We start from the raw sequence: 13998 nt of genomic DNA, 5'->3' as shown, positions 1-13998 counted from the left end.
ATCTGTCACCGAGGCGGGGCCCGATCGGCACCACCCGCCCGGCCCGGCTACCGAGCCGGATCCGGTGGCGCATGGTTTGTGGCGGCCCGGGCGAGTCGCTGCGACAGGGCGTGGCAGCGGCTCGCCAGTTCCGGCGGGTCGAGTACCTCGAACTCATGGCCCAGCAGCAGTACGTGGGCGAGCACGCGCTCGAGATCGGCCGCGCCGCTGAGTAGTTCACAACGGTCGCTGCCTCGTGGCCGGATCACGGCCGCCGCGGCCGGGACCTGGTCGCGGACGGTTCCGGCGGGTGCGTGGATGAGGAAACGCGCGCTGTGCGGATAGGCCCGGCTCGCCACCCCCTCCTGGACGTATGTGGCGGCGTCGGGGGCGGGCCGCGGGCGGAAGCGCCAGGTGCGGGTGGCCACGGCGGTCATCCGGTCGACGCGGAAGGTACGCCAGTCGTCGCGGTCGAGGTCGTAGGCCAGCAGGTACCAGCGCCGGTCCGAAGCGACCAGCCGATACGGTTCGACCCGCCGGCGCTGTATCCGGTTCCCGGAGGGATAGTCGAAGCCTGCCTCGACCTCGTCACGGCAGGCTCTGGCCAGCGTCATCAGGGCTTCGGCGTCGACCGGCGGGCGGCCGGGGCCGAAGGATTCCACCGAGCCGGCCAGGGTGCGTACCTCCTGCCGCAGCCGGGTGGGTAGCACCCGGTCGATCTTGGTGAGCGCCCGTAACGCGGCATCGCCGGTGCTCGCACCGCCCGCGCCCACGAGCAGCGACACCGCGGTGGCGATCGCTTCCTCGTCGTCGAGCAGCAGCGGCGGCAGATCCCGGCCCGGCCCGAGCCGATACCCGCCACCGACGCCCTGACCGGCGTAGACGGGATAGCCGAGCGTGCGCAGGCGCTCGATATCGCGCCGGATGGTGCGCGGAGTCACCCGCAACCGCTCGGCGAGTTCGGGACCGGTCCACACGCGCCGCTGTTGCAACAGTCCGAGCAGGGTCAGCACCCGCTCGGTCGTACTCCGTTCGTCACCTTCCGACACGCACCCAGCTTTCCAGAGATAGCGGACCGATCCTGTCCGCCATCGGTGCGAAGGTGGCGTTATGAACACCGAAACACTCGACTGGAACCGGACGCTGCGTGAGCAGGTCGAGTTCCACTGGACCCATCAGATACGCGACCGGCTTCAAGGGCTCACCGACGACGAGTACTTCTGGTCGCCGGTGCCACAGTCCTGGAGTGTGCGACCGCGCGGCACCTCGTCGGCGCCGATACAGGGCGGGGCCGGGGACTTCACGATCGATTTCGGGTTCCCGGAGCCGGTGCCCGCGCCCTTCACCACCATCGCCTGGCGGCTCGGGCATGTCATTGTCGGCGTACTCGCGGCCCGCAACGCGGCATATTTCGGCGCGCCCGCCGCATCGTACGAATCGTGGGACTACGCGGGCGACGCGCGGACAGCACTCGATCAGCTCGAAGCCCAGCTGGGTATCTGGCTGGACGGGGTGCGCGGTCTCGGCATCGCCGCGCTCGCGGTCCCGGTCGGCCCGAAGGAACCCTATCCCGACGCGCCCATGGCCGACCTGGTGCTACATATCCACCGCGAACTGATCCACCATCTGTCCGAAGTCTGCCTGCTGCGCGACCTCTACCTGCACACGCACCTCGCCACGAACGGAGAAACCCGATGAGTCGCGATCTCCAGATCACCTTCGACGCCCACGATCCCCGGGCCCTGTCGACCTTCTGGCGCGATGTCCTCGGCTACGTCCATCCCGGTCCGCCCGGAGTGGACCTGCCCGCGGGCACCGATCCGCTGGCGGCGTGGGACGAATTCCTGGCCGGGATAGGGGTGCCGCCGGAGCAGCGCAACACCCGATCGGCGATCGAGGACCCGGACGGCCGGGGCCCGCGGGTGTTCTTCCAGCAGGTGCCGGAAGGCAAGGTCGCCAAGAATCGGGTGCACCTGGATGTGCGGGCGGCTCCCGGTCTGCAGGGCGACGAACGGATGGCGGCCTTGGAAGCCGAATGCGAGCGGCTGGTCGCGCTGGGCGCCACCAGGGTGCGGCGCTTCGAGCCGGCTCCGCCGATGGAAAGCGGTTTCATCGTGATGACCGACCCGGAGGGCAACGAATTCTGCCTCGACTGACCTCGCATCCCGGGGTTTCCGGTGCGAGGACGATCGGTCCGGCAACGGCGACACGGGCATCGAACCACCGGGTAGCGCCCTCTCGCTGCCCGGGATCAGCCCGCCGGTGTTTCGGCAGGTGGTGCAATTCGCTCCAGGATGCGCAGCGAGCTGGTAGCTGACACCTCGCGGAATTCGCCGCTGTCGAGGGCGCGGCGGTAGATCCCGTAGGGCGCTTGCCCGCCGTCGGCGGGGTCGGGGAATACATCGTGGATGGCGAGGCCGCCGCCGAGAACCACCCATTTCGCCCAGCCGCGGTAGTCGCGGTCGGCGGCTTCCTCGGTGTGCCCACCGTCGATGAACAGGAAATCGATCGGGGTACGCCAGGTGGCCGCGACACGCGCGGAGGTGCCGACGATGGCGATCACCGTATCGCTGAGCCCGGCGGTATCGATGGTGTGCCGGAACCTCGGCAGGGTGTCGAACAAGCCGGTGACCGGGTCGACGAGGCTGGTGTCGTGGTACTCCCAGCCGGGCTGGTGTTCCTCGGAGCCGTGGTGGTGATCGACGGTGAATACGACCCCGCCCGTCCCGCGCGCGGCGGCGCCTAGCAGGATGGCCGATTTTCCGCAGTAGGTGCCGATTTCGGTGATCACCCCACCCCGGCAGTACCGTACCGCGGCGGCGTGCAGGGCCCGGCCCTCCTCTTCCGGCATGAATCCGGTGGCGCGGCGGGCATGGTCGAACAACTGCTCGTCGGTCAGCGGCGCGGTGGGGGCTGGGGCACTCATGGGTGGTGTGGTCTCTCTTCCGGAAATCACGTCTGGGACGGCGGTGATCGACCCTACCCGGCCGCGTGGACCGGGAGTCGGTTGATCCGGCACCGCACCGACACTACTATCTAGACACATGTCCGAAGGCGATTCCAGAATTCTCGAGGCCACCCGGCGCCGGCTGAGCGGAAAGCAGGCGGACACTGTCGACAAGCTCACCAGAGCGGCCATGGAAGTGCTGGCACGGGAAGGTTTCGCCGGGCTCACCATCCGAATGGTCGCCGGCGCCGCCGGGGTGGGGACCGCGACCGCCTACACGTACTTCTCCTCGAAAGAGCATCTGGTCGCCGAAATCTTCTGGCGCCGGCTGCGTATGTCGGAAACCCCGGTCAGCGAGGACGCCGACCCCACCGTACGGGTGCTGGCCGAACTGCGCGGAATCGCGTTACTGGTGGCCGACGAACAGGAACTGTCGGGAGCGGTGACCAGCGCGCTCCTGGGCCGCGACCCGGACGTGGAACATCTGCGCACCCGGATCGGGATGGAGATCCGGCACCGCCTCACCCGGGCACTGGAACCGGAAGCCGACCCGGAGACCGTGGAGTCGCTGGAATTGCTGTACGCGGGCGCGCTGGTCCGCGCCGGGATGGGGTACGAGTCCTACGCCGATATCGCCGACCGCCTCGAACGCGCCGCCCTGCTCGTCCTGAAATAACGCCTGCCCTCGCCGCTCAGCCGGTCGCGGCGGGCCGCCGATGCGAGTAGACCAGGCGGGCGTATTCACCGAGCAGTTCTTCCAGGCATACCTGTTGCCCGGCCGCGACCATCTGCTGGTACCCGATCAGCATGGCCATCCCCAGTTCGGTGTCCACCGCCGCGATCTGCTCGTCGCCCACCACTCCCGAGATCGTCCGCCGCACGGTGCGCCGCCGGGATTCGTCGACCCGTTTGAGCGCCACGGCCACCGATTCGTCGTTCGCCGCCCACGCCCGGATCGCCGCCTCCGCCCGATGATGCAGGCCCAGCGTCAGGTCCGACAGGGCCCGAATCGCCGCGTCCGGGCTGGACGGATCGAAGCGCAGCGACCGCAGGATCACCACCTGCCGGTTCTCCCAATGTTCCAGCAGCGCATCCACATACGACTGCCAGCTGCCGAAATGATGGTAGAAGGAGCCGCTGGTCACGCCGAGCCGGCGGCACAGCACGCCGATATTGAGATGCCGGAAGCCGAGGTCGGACAGGACTTCCAGGCCGGTGTCGAAGTAATTGTCCTTACTGACGATACGAGACATACGGCGCCGATCTGGTCGGGGAACGGGTGGGGATCTCGAGCATCGAACAGTACCGTATCGCCGAAGCAGACCGGCCGGTACTTGTGATGGTTCACCACGCACCGACCGCGAAAAGTCCTGCGCCCGTGCCGGGCCCGAACTCAGCGCAGTGGCACACCGAGTAGCGCATCGACCGCCGTGGCGATCTCCGCGCCCGCGCCGGTATCGGTGCCGCCGTAATCGAGGGTGTCGCGGACCCAGGCATCGACCGCGGCCAGCGCCCGGGGGGTGTCCAGGTCGTCGGCCAGGTGGGTGCGCAGCCGGGCGACCGTATCGGCGGCCGCGGGGGCCGCGGGGGCGGTCACCGCCTGCCGCCAGCGGTCCAGCCGCGCCTGCGCGTCGGTGAGCACATCGTCGGTCCACATACGGTCGGCGCGGTAGTGGCCGGCGAACAGGCCCAGCCGGATCGCGGCGGGGTCGACGCCGGCGGCGCGCAGCTTCGACACCAGCACGAGATTCCCCTTGGACTTCGACATCTTCTCGCCGTCCAGGCCGATCATCCCGGTGTGCACATAGTGGCGGGCGAACCGGCGACCGGCCACCAGCGCTTCACCGTGCGCCGCGGAGTACTCGTGGTGCGGGTAGATGAGATCACTGCCGCCGCCCTGGATATCGAATTCGGTGCCGAGGCGGTTCACCGCGATCGCCGCGCATTCGATATGCCAGCCGGGACGGCCCGCACCGAACGGCGCCGGCCACGACGGTTCGCCCGGACGCTGTGCCCGCCACAGCAGGGCGTCGAGCGGGTCGCGTTTACCGGGACGGTCCGGGTCGCCGCCGCGTTCGGCGAACAGCCGCGCCATGGTGTCGCGGTCGTACCCCGATTCGTAGCCGAACTGCTCGGTGGCGTCGGTGCGGAAATAGATATCGGGGAACTCGGGGTCGTCGACGGTGTAGGCGGCCCCCGCGGCCTGCAGTTTGCGGACCAGCTCGATCACCTCGTCGACCGATTCGATCGCGCCCACGTAGTCGCGCGGGGGCAGCACCCGCAGCGCCGCCATATCGGCGCGGAACAGTTCGATCTCGCCGGTGCCCAGCTCCCGCCAGTCCACGCCGTCCCGGGCGGCGCGTTCGAACAGCGGATCGTCGACGTCGGTGACGTTCTGCACGTAGTGCACCTCGTGACCGTTGTCGCGCAGCAACCGGTTCACCAGATCGAAAGTCAGGTAGGTCGCGGCGTGGCCCAGGTGGGTGGCGTCGTAGGGGGTGATCCCGCAGACGTACATGGTCGCCGTCGCACCCGGGGTGACCGGGCGGATACCGGCGTCGGCGGTGTCGTGCAAACGGAGTGGTGGCCCTGCTCCGGGGACCGCGGGGATCGGGGTGTCGGACCAGGACTGCATACCTTCGAGAGTAGAGGTCGGTGGCGGCCGGTCGCCGCCCACCCCGCCGTCCGGACCGGATCGGCACTTGCCGGCGGGGCACTGACCTGCACGGAACCGTGTGCGTGCGGAAGGCAACCCTTGCCGTCAGGCCGAGCGAATCATCCGATGAACCGCGGCGGTCAGAACGCCGGCCACGGGATGGGCCGCGACGTCACCGGTAACGGCATCACCGGGTCGTCCAGCAACCGCTTCGCGCGACGCAGCAAGGCGTCGATCTCCGGGTCGGTGAGATGTTCGGCCAGCCGGTCGGCGAGTTCCCCCGGCAGGGTCTCGGTGAAGGCCGCGATATCGGCGAGCAGATCCGCCGGGACCGGTTCCCCGGCCCACCCCCACAGCACGGTGCGCAGTTTGTTCTCCTGATGCAGGCAGATCCCGTGGTCCACGCCGTACACGCCGCCGTCCAGCCCCTCCAGTGCGTGACCGCCCTTACGGTCGGCGTTGTTCAACAGCACATCCAGCACCGCCATCCGCTGCAGCCGCGGATCGTCGGCATGCACCAGCGACACCTCGTCTCCGGCACCGTCGTAGGCCCGCAGGATCTCCCGATAACCGTCCGGGACCAGCCCCACCGGGCACAGATCCACCAAGTCCAAGCGCGTGCTCCCGGGTTCGCCCGGATCGCGGGTGGTGATCCAGCGTTGCACCATCCCCGGCCCGTACGGCCCCTCCCGCAGCACCGTCTCCGGGATCACCGGCCAGCCCAGCGCCGAACAGATCAGATACGACGCCACCTCCCGGCCCGCCAGCGTGCCGTCGGGGAAATCCCACAGCGGCTGCTCCCCGCGAACCGGTTTGTACACCACCCGCACGGTGCCGCCACCTGCGGCGAGGTCGCACACCAGGGTCACGTTACTGGCGACACTCACCCGGCCCAGTACCGTCAATTCACCGGTGCACAGCGTGTCCCCGGCATCGGGCACGCTCATTCCTCCAGATCGTTCGCGCCGAACAGTTCACCGCGCTTGTACCCGTTGGTGCGCACACACATATGCCCACGGGCCGACAGCGGCTCCCCGCACAGCGGGCACGGCGGCCGCCCGGCCGCGATCACCCGGGTGGACCGCAACGCGAACTCCCGGGCCTGATCCGGGGTGAGGAACACGCGCACCGCGTCGGGACCCTCGTCGGTATCGTCGAGGACCACCGATTCGTCCACCTCGGTTTCGGTGATGGCCAGCAACTCCACCACCACGGCGCCCGCATCGGCATCCCAGCCCAGCCCCATCGTCCCGACCCGGAACTCGGCGTCGATCGGGGTGACCAGGGGGTCGTTGTCGCTGACCTGCTCGGCCTGCGGCGGCACCTCGGCGCCGAACCGGCGCGCCACCTCGTCCAGCAGCAGACCCATCCGGTCGGCGAGGACCTTCACCTGCTGCTTCTCCAGCAGCACGCTCACCACCCGGGGTTCCTCCACCGCCTGCAGGTAGAACGCGCGGTCGCCCGGCTCACCGACAGTTCCGGCGACGAAACGTTCGGGGGTGCGGAATACATGGATTGCTCGTGACACATGCACCTCCTGATACGTGACCCTGTTCGGCTGCGGTGCTCCGCGACGCCGTTTCCCGGCGCACACGCCGATTCGCCCGACGCCGCCGAGAGGTGGCGCATCCGCCGGTATCGGGCATACCCATTATCCGTCTTTCCTTCCCGCGCCGATCTCCCCGCCGGGTACCGGGCCCGAAGCCCCGGATTCGGGGGCCTGCGCGGGCGCCAGACCGGAAAGATCCGAACCGGTGTCATTCATCCGGGTGACGAACGGCGCGGTCCGGGTGTAACGGATGACGCTGAGCGAGGCGGGTTCGACCATGATCCGCTGGAATCCGTCGAGGTGGATACCGAGCGCATCGGCGAGCACCGACTTGATCACGTCACCGTGAGTGCAGGCCACCCACAGCCGATCCCCGCCGTGTAACTCCGCGAGGGCGCGATCGTGTTCCCGGATCGCCGATACCGCGCGCGCCTGCACCTGCGCCAGGCCCTCCCCACCGGGAAAGACCGCGGCCGACGCATGCCGCTGCACCACCTGCCACAGCGGTTCGGACAGCAGCTCGGTGATCTTGCGGCCGGTCCAGTCGCCGTAGTCGACCTCGGCGAGCCGGTCGTCGACCACCGGTTCCAGCTCCAGATCCGCCGCCAGCGGTGACACCGTGCGCTGACAGCGCAGCAGCGGCGAGGTGACGATCCTGGTGACAGGCAGTGTCGCCAGGCGCGCCGCGACGGCACGCGCCTGTTCGCCGCCGCGGTCGGTGAGTTCCACCCCGGGACTGCGCCCGGCGAGTGTCCCCGCGGAATTGGAGGTCGACAAGCCGTGTCGCAGCAGGATCACCGTCATGCTGCCAGCCTAACGGCCGTGGCGGCGCGCCGACGTCCGGCGAACCGGCCCCTCGGCGCTGCGACGGCGCCGCTTCCCGCCCGGTTCATGTCGCCGACACGACCCCACCGGCGAGCAAACCGATGATCACGAACCCCAGCACGATCCGGTATCCGACGAACCAATAGAAGGAATGCTTCGCGACGAACCGCAGCAGCCACGCCACCGACGCATACCCCACCACGAACGAAATCAGCGTCGCCACCAGCAGTTGCGGGCCCGACGCGTTCAAACCCTCACCGGCCGGCTCGAACGCGTCCGGCAGACTGAACAACCCCGACGCGGTCACCGCGGGAATCGCCAGCAGGAACGAGAACCGCACCGCCGCCTCCCGTTTCAGGCCGAGGAACAGGCCCGCGCTGGACGTGGCGCCCGACCGCGAAACACCCGGAATCAGCGCCAGGCACTGCGCGAACCCCATCACCAGACCGTCGCGGGTGGTGAGTTGTTCCAGCGGACGCTGTTTCGGGCCGTAGTGCTCGGCCGCCGCGATCACCAGCGCGAAAACGATCAGCATGATCGCGACCAGCCACAGATTGCGTGCGCCCGTACGGATCTGGTCCTTGAAAACGAAGCCCAGCACACCGATCGGGATGGTGGCAATGATCACATACCAGCCCATGCGGTAGTCGAGTTCGCGCTGGGCGTCCGCCTCGGGGTCGTAACCCACCGGTCCCGAACCGGTGACCACCGGAAGTTTCGTCGTCACCTGCTCGGCCAGCGGCACCGTCTCCCGCGAACGGGCGGTCAGCTTCTCGAAGACGGTCGCGAACCAGACGCGCACGATGCGCCAGATGTCCTTGGCGAAGAACAGCAGCACCGCGGCCTCGGTACCGAGCTGGGTTACCGCCGTGAAGGACGCACCCGCGTCGTCACCGAAGAACACCGACGACACGATCCGCAGATGCCCGGACGACGAAACCGGCAGGAACTCCGTCAATCCCTGCACCAGCCCGAGCACCAACGCCTGCACCCAGGTCATCGACTCGCCGATCACACATCCTCCTGCACCACGAACTCCGCGTTCCCTCGCTGTCGACGGCACCGCTGCCACAACACGATCGCGCGGACCCGCAGCCGCAGCGACCCTACAGTGCCCCGGTCCGGCCGCGCGCGGCGGCCGGGGCGGGCGGACACGCCGCGCCCACGGTTCGCCGCGAACGGGCACCGGCCGGTCACGCTCTAGGCTGGGCGCCGTGAGGAAACGTCGCACCCTGCCGTGTCCATCGGGCTCGAACGCGGACCCTGCGCGGACCCGTGTCGCCACCGCCGCCGGGACCGACTCGCTCATGCTGTTTCTCATGAGCGCGGGGATTCGGTGATGGAACAGCGCACTGTAGGCAGCAGCGGGCTGCGCGTCTCCCGGATCGGGCTGGCCACCCACACGTGGGGCACCCGGACCGACGCCGATACCGCCGCCGCGCAACTCATGGCGTTCGCCGAAGCCGGTGGCACCCTCGTCGACACCTCCCCCGCCTACGGCGGCGGCGCGGCCCAGCGCATCCTGGCGGAGCTGCTGGGCGATCTGGTGTCACGCGACGAACTGGTCCTGTGCGCCGGCGCCGGGCAGGTGCCGTATCTCCCGGCCGTCCCCCCTGGCAGCGAACCCCCCACACCCGAACAGGCGCGAATCACCGTCGACTGCTCGCGTCGCACCCTGCTGCGCCAGCTCGACCGCACGCTGCTGGAACTGGGCACCGACCATCTCGACCTGTGGCAGATCACCGCCTGGGATCCGGCCACCCCGCTCGACGAGATCGCCGACACCCTGCAGTACGCGATCCGTTCCGGCCGCGTCCGCTACGCCGGAGTCCGCGGTTTCACCGCCTGGCAGCTGGCCAGCCTCGCCGCACGCGCCCCCATCACCGCCGTACAGGCCCCCTATTCCCTGCTCACGCGCGGCGCCGAAGACGATACGGTGCCCGCCGCCACGCACCACGGCGCCGGTATCGTGGCCACCGCACCGCTGGCCGCCGGGATCCTCACCGGGAAATACCGTGACGGCGTCCCCGCCGATTCCCGCGCCGCCGACGAAGCGACCGCCGCCGAGATCCGCGGCCGCCTCGACGACGACCGCGCCACCGCCGTCGTCGACGCCCTCGTCACCGCCGCCGACGGGCTGGCCACTTCCCCGCTGGCGGTCGCCCTGGCGTGGGTCCGCGACCGGCCCGGCGTCGCCAGCATGTTCGTCGGCGCCCGCGATATGGGTCAGCTGACCGGGGTGCTCGCCGCCGAAACCCTGGAACTGCCGCGGGCGATAGCCGCGGCGCTCGACGATGTGAGCTCCACCCCGTAGCCGGGGGCGGGGGCGATGACCACACACCGGCACGGATTAGCCTTGCCTGCATGAGCGAGTCCGGTCCGGAGGCGGTAACGACACGTAACCACGGAAGGGCTGCGTTCCCGCGCAGGCGAGACGAGATCAGCCACGTCCGGGTACCTACCGGGCGGGCCCGCGCGCTACTGGCCGTCCTCGCTGCCGGGCTGCTCGCGCTCACCGCCGCATGCGGAGGCACCGAACCCGCCGGGGCCACCGGACAGCAGGGTCCGGCCACCGCGATCCTGGACAATGCGGACCCGGTACCGCTCACCCCGCCCCCGACGCCCGCGTTGCCCGCCACGGTACGGTCCTTCGACGGCGCCGATGTCACCGTCACCGATGCGAGCCGGATCGTGGCCGCCGACCGCTACGGCACACTCGCCCAGATCGTGTACGCGCTCGGCCTCGGCGACAACCTGGTCGGCCGCAGCACCGCCGCCTCGTTTCCCGCCGTGGCGGGTCTGCCGAACGTCACCGGCGGTAACGGCGCGCTGAACGTGGAGTCGATCCTGGCGTTGCGGCCCAGCGTCTTCCTGACCGACACCACCAGCGCCGCGCCCGCGGTCCGGGAACAGTTACGCGCTACCGGGGTCACCGTCGTCTACTTCGATCCGCAACGCACCATGGAAGGCGTTGTCCCGCAGATCGAGGCCGTCGCCGCCGCGCTCGGCGTCCCCGAACGCGGACAACAACTCGCCCAGCGCACCCAGGACGAGATCGCCGCCGCCTCCGCCGCCGTCCCCGCCCAGGACCCGCCGCTGCGCATCGCCTTCCTGTACCTGCGTTCCAGTGCCATCACCATGCTCGCCGGCCGCGGCTCCGGCGCGGACGCGCTCATCGCCGCACTCGGCGCCCGCGACGCCGGCACCGAATCCGGGGTGAACGAACCCTTCCAGGCCATCACCAGCGAAGCGATGATCGCCGCCGCCCCGGATGTCCTGCTGGTGATGACCGACGGGATGAAATCGATCGGCGGGGTCGACGGGATCGCCCGGATTCCGGGAATCGCGCAAACCCCTGCGGGGCGTAACAAACGAATTGTCGATATGTCCGATGCGGTGCTGCTGTCGTTCGGCCCGAACACGGGGCGCGTCATCACGGCTCTCTCCGAGGCCATCTACGGACACCGGACCGCATGAGTGAGTCAGGGTCCGCACACGGGAGCCCCGCCGCGGCGGCACACAGCACCCACGCTCATCCGCCAGGGACACAGTATGAGGGGTTGGGCCCGGGGAGGGCAGAGCGGTACCTCCGCCTGCACTCCGATCGCCGCGCACCCAGGTGGGCCGATCGGCGGCCGCGCCTCATCCGGAGTGGGCAGCGCATGAGCGGGTCGTATCGGAACGCCGCAATGCCCGGTGAACAGGCCGACCCGGTTGTGCGCAGCCGGCAACGCAGGAACCGACCGGGCGCGGAAGGGGCGGACCGTACCGGCGGCGGGTCCACGCTCACCGCTCCTCGCCGCGCCGGATGCCGGGCGCGGCCGAATCCGGCAGCGCACCGGCGCCGCGACGAACCGAGGGATGCGGCGTCATGACCGCAGATCTCGACGAACGGCCGGATGCCCCGGATGTGGGGCACCGTGGGCGCCGCGCGGTGCTCGCGTTCACTGTCGCCGCGCTCGCGCTCATCGCGCTCGCGGTGGCGTCCGCGGCTATCGGGCAGGTGCCGACCGGTCCCGCCGAAGTGGCGGGCAGTGTCGCGCACCGGATCGGGCTGGACTGGGGTCCGCTACCCGCCCATCCGGCCGGTGAGGTCACCCTGTGGGAGGTCCGGTTCCCGCGGGTGTTGCTCGCGATCCTGGTCGGCGCCGCCCTCGCCACGGCGGGCGCGCTGCTCCAGGGTGTTTTCGCCAATCCGCTCGCGGAACCCGGGGTGATCGGAGTGTCGTCGGGCGCCGCGGTCGGGGCGGGCACGGTGATCGTATTCGGTGGCGCGTTCGTGGCCGCCTGGTCGGTGGCGGCCGCCGCGTTCGTCGCCGGGCTGATCACCACCGTCCTGGTGTACGTGCTGTCCCGGTCCGGGGGCCGGACGGAGGTGGTGACGCTGGTGCTCACCGGTGTGGCGATCAACGCGTTCGCCGGTGGGCTCATCGCCTTCCTGCTGTTCATCGCCTCCCCGGCCGCCCGCGACCAGATCGTGTTCTGGCAGCTGGGGAGCCTCAACGGCGCCACCTGGGATGCGGTTGCCGTGGTCGCGGTACTCGCGGCCGGGGGTATCGCGGCCGCGGTGTTCGTCGCCCCGCGGCTGGATCTGCTCGCCCTCGGCGAATCCGCGGCCCGGCATCTCGGGGTCGATGTGGAACGGCTGCGCCGGACGGTGATCGTGATCGTTGCCGTCCTCACCACCGCCGGGGTGGCGTTCACCGGGATCATCCTGTTCGTCGGCCTGATCGTCCCGCATGTGGTGCGCATGATCGTCGGGCCCGGGCATCGCGCGCTGATCCCGGTCAGCGCGGTCACCGGTGCCGTCGTGCTGCTCGCCGCCGATGTCGCGGCCCGTTCCCTGGTCGACAACGCCGACCTCCCGCTGGGCATGCTCACCTCGCTCATCGGCGGGCCGTTCTTCTTCTGGTTACTGCGCCGCACCCGCGCCCGAGCCGGAGGGTGGGCATGAACGAGCCGGGACCGTATGCGGCAGCGCGCAACCACGGACAGCCGGGTTCCGCCCCCGACCGGGCCGGCACGGCGGCGGTCGCGGCGCGCGACAGGGCGGATCAGTCGCTGGTCGCCGACCGTATCCCCTTGCGCCGGCGCCTCTCCGGGTTGTTACAACGCGCCCACGATCTCCCCGGCGAGACCGAACCGGGAGCTGTCACCCTGCGCGCTCGCGGCATCACCTTGGACCGGCGCGGCGGCGGGGGCGGCACCCGCCGCGTCCTCGCGGAGGTCGGCCTCGACGTCGTCGCCGGCGAGGTGCTGGCCCTGGTCGGCCCGAACGGGGCCGGTAAGTCGACACTGCTCGCGGTGCTGGCCGGCGAACTCGAGCCGGGGGCCGGCAGCGTCGAACTCGACGGGCGGCCGCTCGCCCACTGGACTCCGATCGATATGGCACGCCGCCGCGCCGTGCTCCCGCAATCGCATTCCGTCGGTTTCCCGTTCACCGCGGCCGAAGTGATCGCCATGGGCCGCGCCCCCTGGCAGCGCACCCCCCGCGCCGACCGTGACGATGCGGTGATCGCCGCCGCCATGGCCGCCACCGACTGCGCGCATCTGGCCGGGCGGTCGTTTCCCAGCCTCTCCGGCGGGGAACGGGCCCGGGTCGCGCTGGCCCGGGTACTGGCCCAGGACACCGCGACCCTGCTGCTCGACGAACCCACCGCCGCGCTCGACCTCGGCCATCAGGAGGCGGTACTGACCCTCGCCGCCGACCGGGCCGCCGCTGGCGCCGCGGTGGTGGTCGTACTGCACGATCTGGCCTCCGCGGCGGCCTACGCCGACCGTGTGGCCGTGCTCGACGGGGGACGTCTTGCCGCCGACGGCACACCGCGCGACGTCCTCACCGGCGACCTGCTCAGCCGCGTATACCGATATCCGGTCGAGGTTCTCGATCATCCCGGTACCGGCGCCCAGCTGGTCCTCCCGGCCCGCCCCGCCCGCGACTGACCGCCCGCGGGCAATTCCGTGCCCATCGGAACCGCAGAGGGCGGGCCGGCGCTCCCGGCCGCTGCCCGCCCACGCCGCCCGGCGCCGGCACACGCGCGG

General features: G+C 70.4%; 15 protein-coding genes. 7 read left to right on the top strand and 8 right to left on the bottom strand.

Features of this window, described 5'->3' with window-relative positions; all coding sequences use genetic code 11:
* Nucleotides 1-47: 47 nt before the first annotated feature.
* Entirely contained in the window at nucleotides 48-1028 is a 981-nt protein-coding gene (locus QH276_RS09875; RefSeq protein WP_280400955.1) for a helix-turn-helix transcriptional regulator, read from the bottom strand.
* A gap of 61 nt (nucleotides 1029-1089) precedes the next feature.
* Here QH276_RS09875 and QH276_RS09870 point away from each other — a divergent pair, with 61 nt between their 5' ends.
* Together QH276_RS09870 and QH276_RS09865 are read left to right on the top strand one after the other, a co-directional pair.
* The gene (locus QH276_RS09870; RefSeq protein ID WP_280400956.1) at nucleotides 1090-1677 is read left to right on the top strand and encodes a DinB family protein; all 588 of its coding nucleotides are present in this window, start codon (nucleotides 1090-1092) and stop codon (nucleotides 1675-1677) included.
* The gene (locus QH276_RS09865) at nucleotides 1674-2135 is read left to right on the top strand and encodes a VOC family protein (RefSeq protein WP_280400957.1); all 462 of its coding nucleotides are present in this window, start codon (nucleotides 1674-1676) and stop codon (nucleotides 2133-2135) included. The genes QH276_RS09870 and QH276_RS09865 overlap by 4 nt, the downstream gene beginning before the upstream one ends.
* Nucleotides 2136-2230: 95 nt before the next feature.
* Here the strand turns inward: QH276_RS09865 and QH276_RS09860 are convergent, their stop codons facing one another.
* Nucleotides 2231-2905 carry a class I SAM-dependent methyltransferase gene (locus tag QH276_RS09860; RefSeq protein WP_280400958.1) on the bottom strand — a complete coding sequence of 225 codons (675 nt, stop codon included), beginning with the start codon at nucleotides 2903-2905 and terminating at the stop codon, nucleotides 2231-2233.
* Between the two features lie 118 nt (nucleotides 2906-3023).
* Between QH276_RS09860 and QH276_RS09855 the strand changes: the two genes are divergently transcribed.
* Complete coding sequence (locus QH276_RS09855; RefSeq protein WP_280400959.1) at nucleotides 3024-3602, top strand: TetR/AcrR family transcriptional regulator; 579 nt, start codon at nucleotides 3024-3026, stop codon at nucleotides 3600-3602.
* Nucleotides 3603-3618: 16 nt separating this feature from the next.
* Here QH276_RS09855 and QH276_RS09850 read toward each other — a convergent pair whose 3' ends face one another.
* The 6 genes from QH276_RS09850 to QH276_RS09825 form a co-directional block, all read right to left on the bottom strand.
* Nucleotides 3619-4179, bottom strand: coding sequence for a TetR/AcrR family transcriptional regulator (locus QH276_RS09850; RefSeq protein ID WP_280400960.1), 561 nt, complete (start codon nucleotides 4177-4179; stop codon nucleotides 3619-3621).
* A 140-nt stretch (nucleotides 4180-4319) separates the two neighbouring features.
* Nucleotides 4320-5561, bottom strand: a complete 1242-nt coding sequence (gene mshC, locus QH276_RS09845) for a cysteine--1-D-myo-inosityl 2-amino-2-deoxy-alpha-D-glucopyranoside ligase (RefSeq protein ID WP_280400961.1) — start codon at nucleotides 5559-5561, stop codon at nucleotides 4320-4322.
* A 161-nt stretch (nucleotides 5562-5722) separates the two neighbouring features.
* The gene (locus QH276_RS09840) at nucleotides 5723-6529 is read right to left on the bottom strand and encodes an SCO1664 family protein (RefSeq protein WP_280400962.1); all 807 of its coding nucleotides are present in this window, start codon (nucleotides 6527-6529) and stop codon (nucleotides 5723-5725) included.
* Entirely contained in the window at nucleotides 6526-7110 is a 585-nt protein-coding gene (locus tag QH276_RS09835) for a DUF3090 domain-containing protein (protein WP_280400963.1), read from the bottom strand. Before QH276_RS09835 ends, QH276_RS09840 begins: the two co-directional genes overlap by 4 nt.
* A 123-nt stretch (nucleotides 7111-7233) precedes the next feature.
* A complete protein-coding gene (locus QH276_RS09830; protein WP_280400964.1) occupies nucleotides 7234-7935 on the bottom strand; it encodes a histidine phosphatase family protein in 702 nt (233 codons plus the stop codon).
* Nucleotides 7936-8020: 85 nt separating this feature from the next.
* Nucleotides 8021-8956, bottom strand: coding sequence for an undecaprenyl-diphosphate phosphatase (locus tag QH276_RS09825; RefSeq protein ID WP_348536954.1), 936 nt, complete (start codon nucleotides 8954-8956; stop codon nucleotides 8021-8023).
* 339 nt (nucleotides 8957-9295) lie between these two features.
* On the opposite strand from QH276_RS09825, the gene QH276_RS09820 reads away from it, so the two are divergent.
* The 4 genes from QH276_RS09820 (at nucleotide 9296) to QH276_RS09805 (ending at nucleotide 13899) form a co-directional block, all read left to right on the top strand.
* Nucleotides 9296-10270 (top strand): aldo/keto reductase, encoded by a 975-nt coding sequence (locus QH276_RS09820; RefSeq protein ID WP_280400965.1) that lies wholly within the window; start codon nucleotides 9296-9298, stop codon nucleotides 10268-10270.
* 50 nt (nucleotides 10271-10320) lie between these two features.
* Nucleotides 10321-11433 (top strand): heme/hemin ABC transporter substrate-binding protein, encoded by a 1113-nt coding sequence (locus QH276_RS09815; protein WP_280400966.1) that lies wholly within the window; start codon nucleotides 10321-10323, stop codon nucleotides 11431-11433.
* Nucleotides 11434-11827: 394 nt separating this feature from the next.
* Nucleotides 11828-12910: a FecCD family ABC transporter permease gene (locus QH276_RS09810; RefSeq protein ID WP_280400967.1), complete on the top strand. Its 1083-nt coding sequence runs from the start codon at nucleotides 11828-11830 to the stop codon at nucleotides 12908-12910.
* Nucleotides 12907-13899 (top strand): heme ABC transporter ATP-binding protein, encoded by a 993-nt coding sequence (locus QH276_RS09805; protein WP_280400968.1) that lies wholly within the window; start codon nucleotides 12907-12909, stop codon nucleotides 13897-13899. The genes QH276_RS09810 and QH276_RS09805 overlap by 4 nt, the downstream gene beginning before the upstream one ends.
* Nucleotides 13900-13998 lie beyond the last annotated feature (99 nt).

This window comes from Nocardia carnea (genome assembly GCF_029869215.1).
Classification (GTDB): domain Bacteria; phylum Actinomycetota; class Actinomycetes; order Mycobacteriales; family Mycobacteriaceae; genus Nocardia; species Nocardia carnea_B.
The sequence above is the reverse complement of the archived record's forward strand: the minus strand, read 5'-3'. Positions and strand labels throughout refer to the sequence as shown.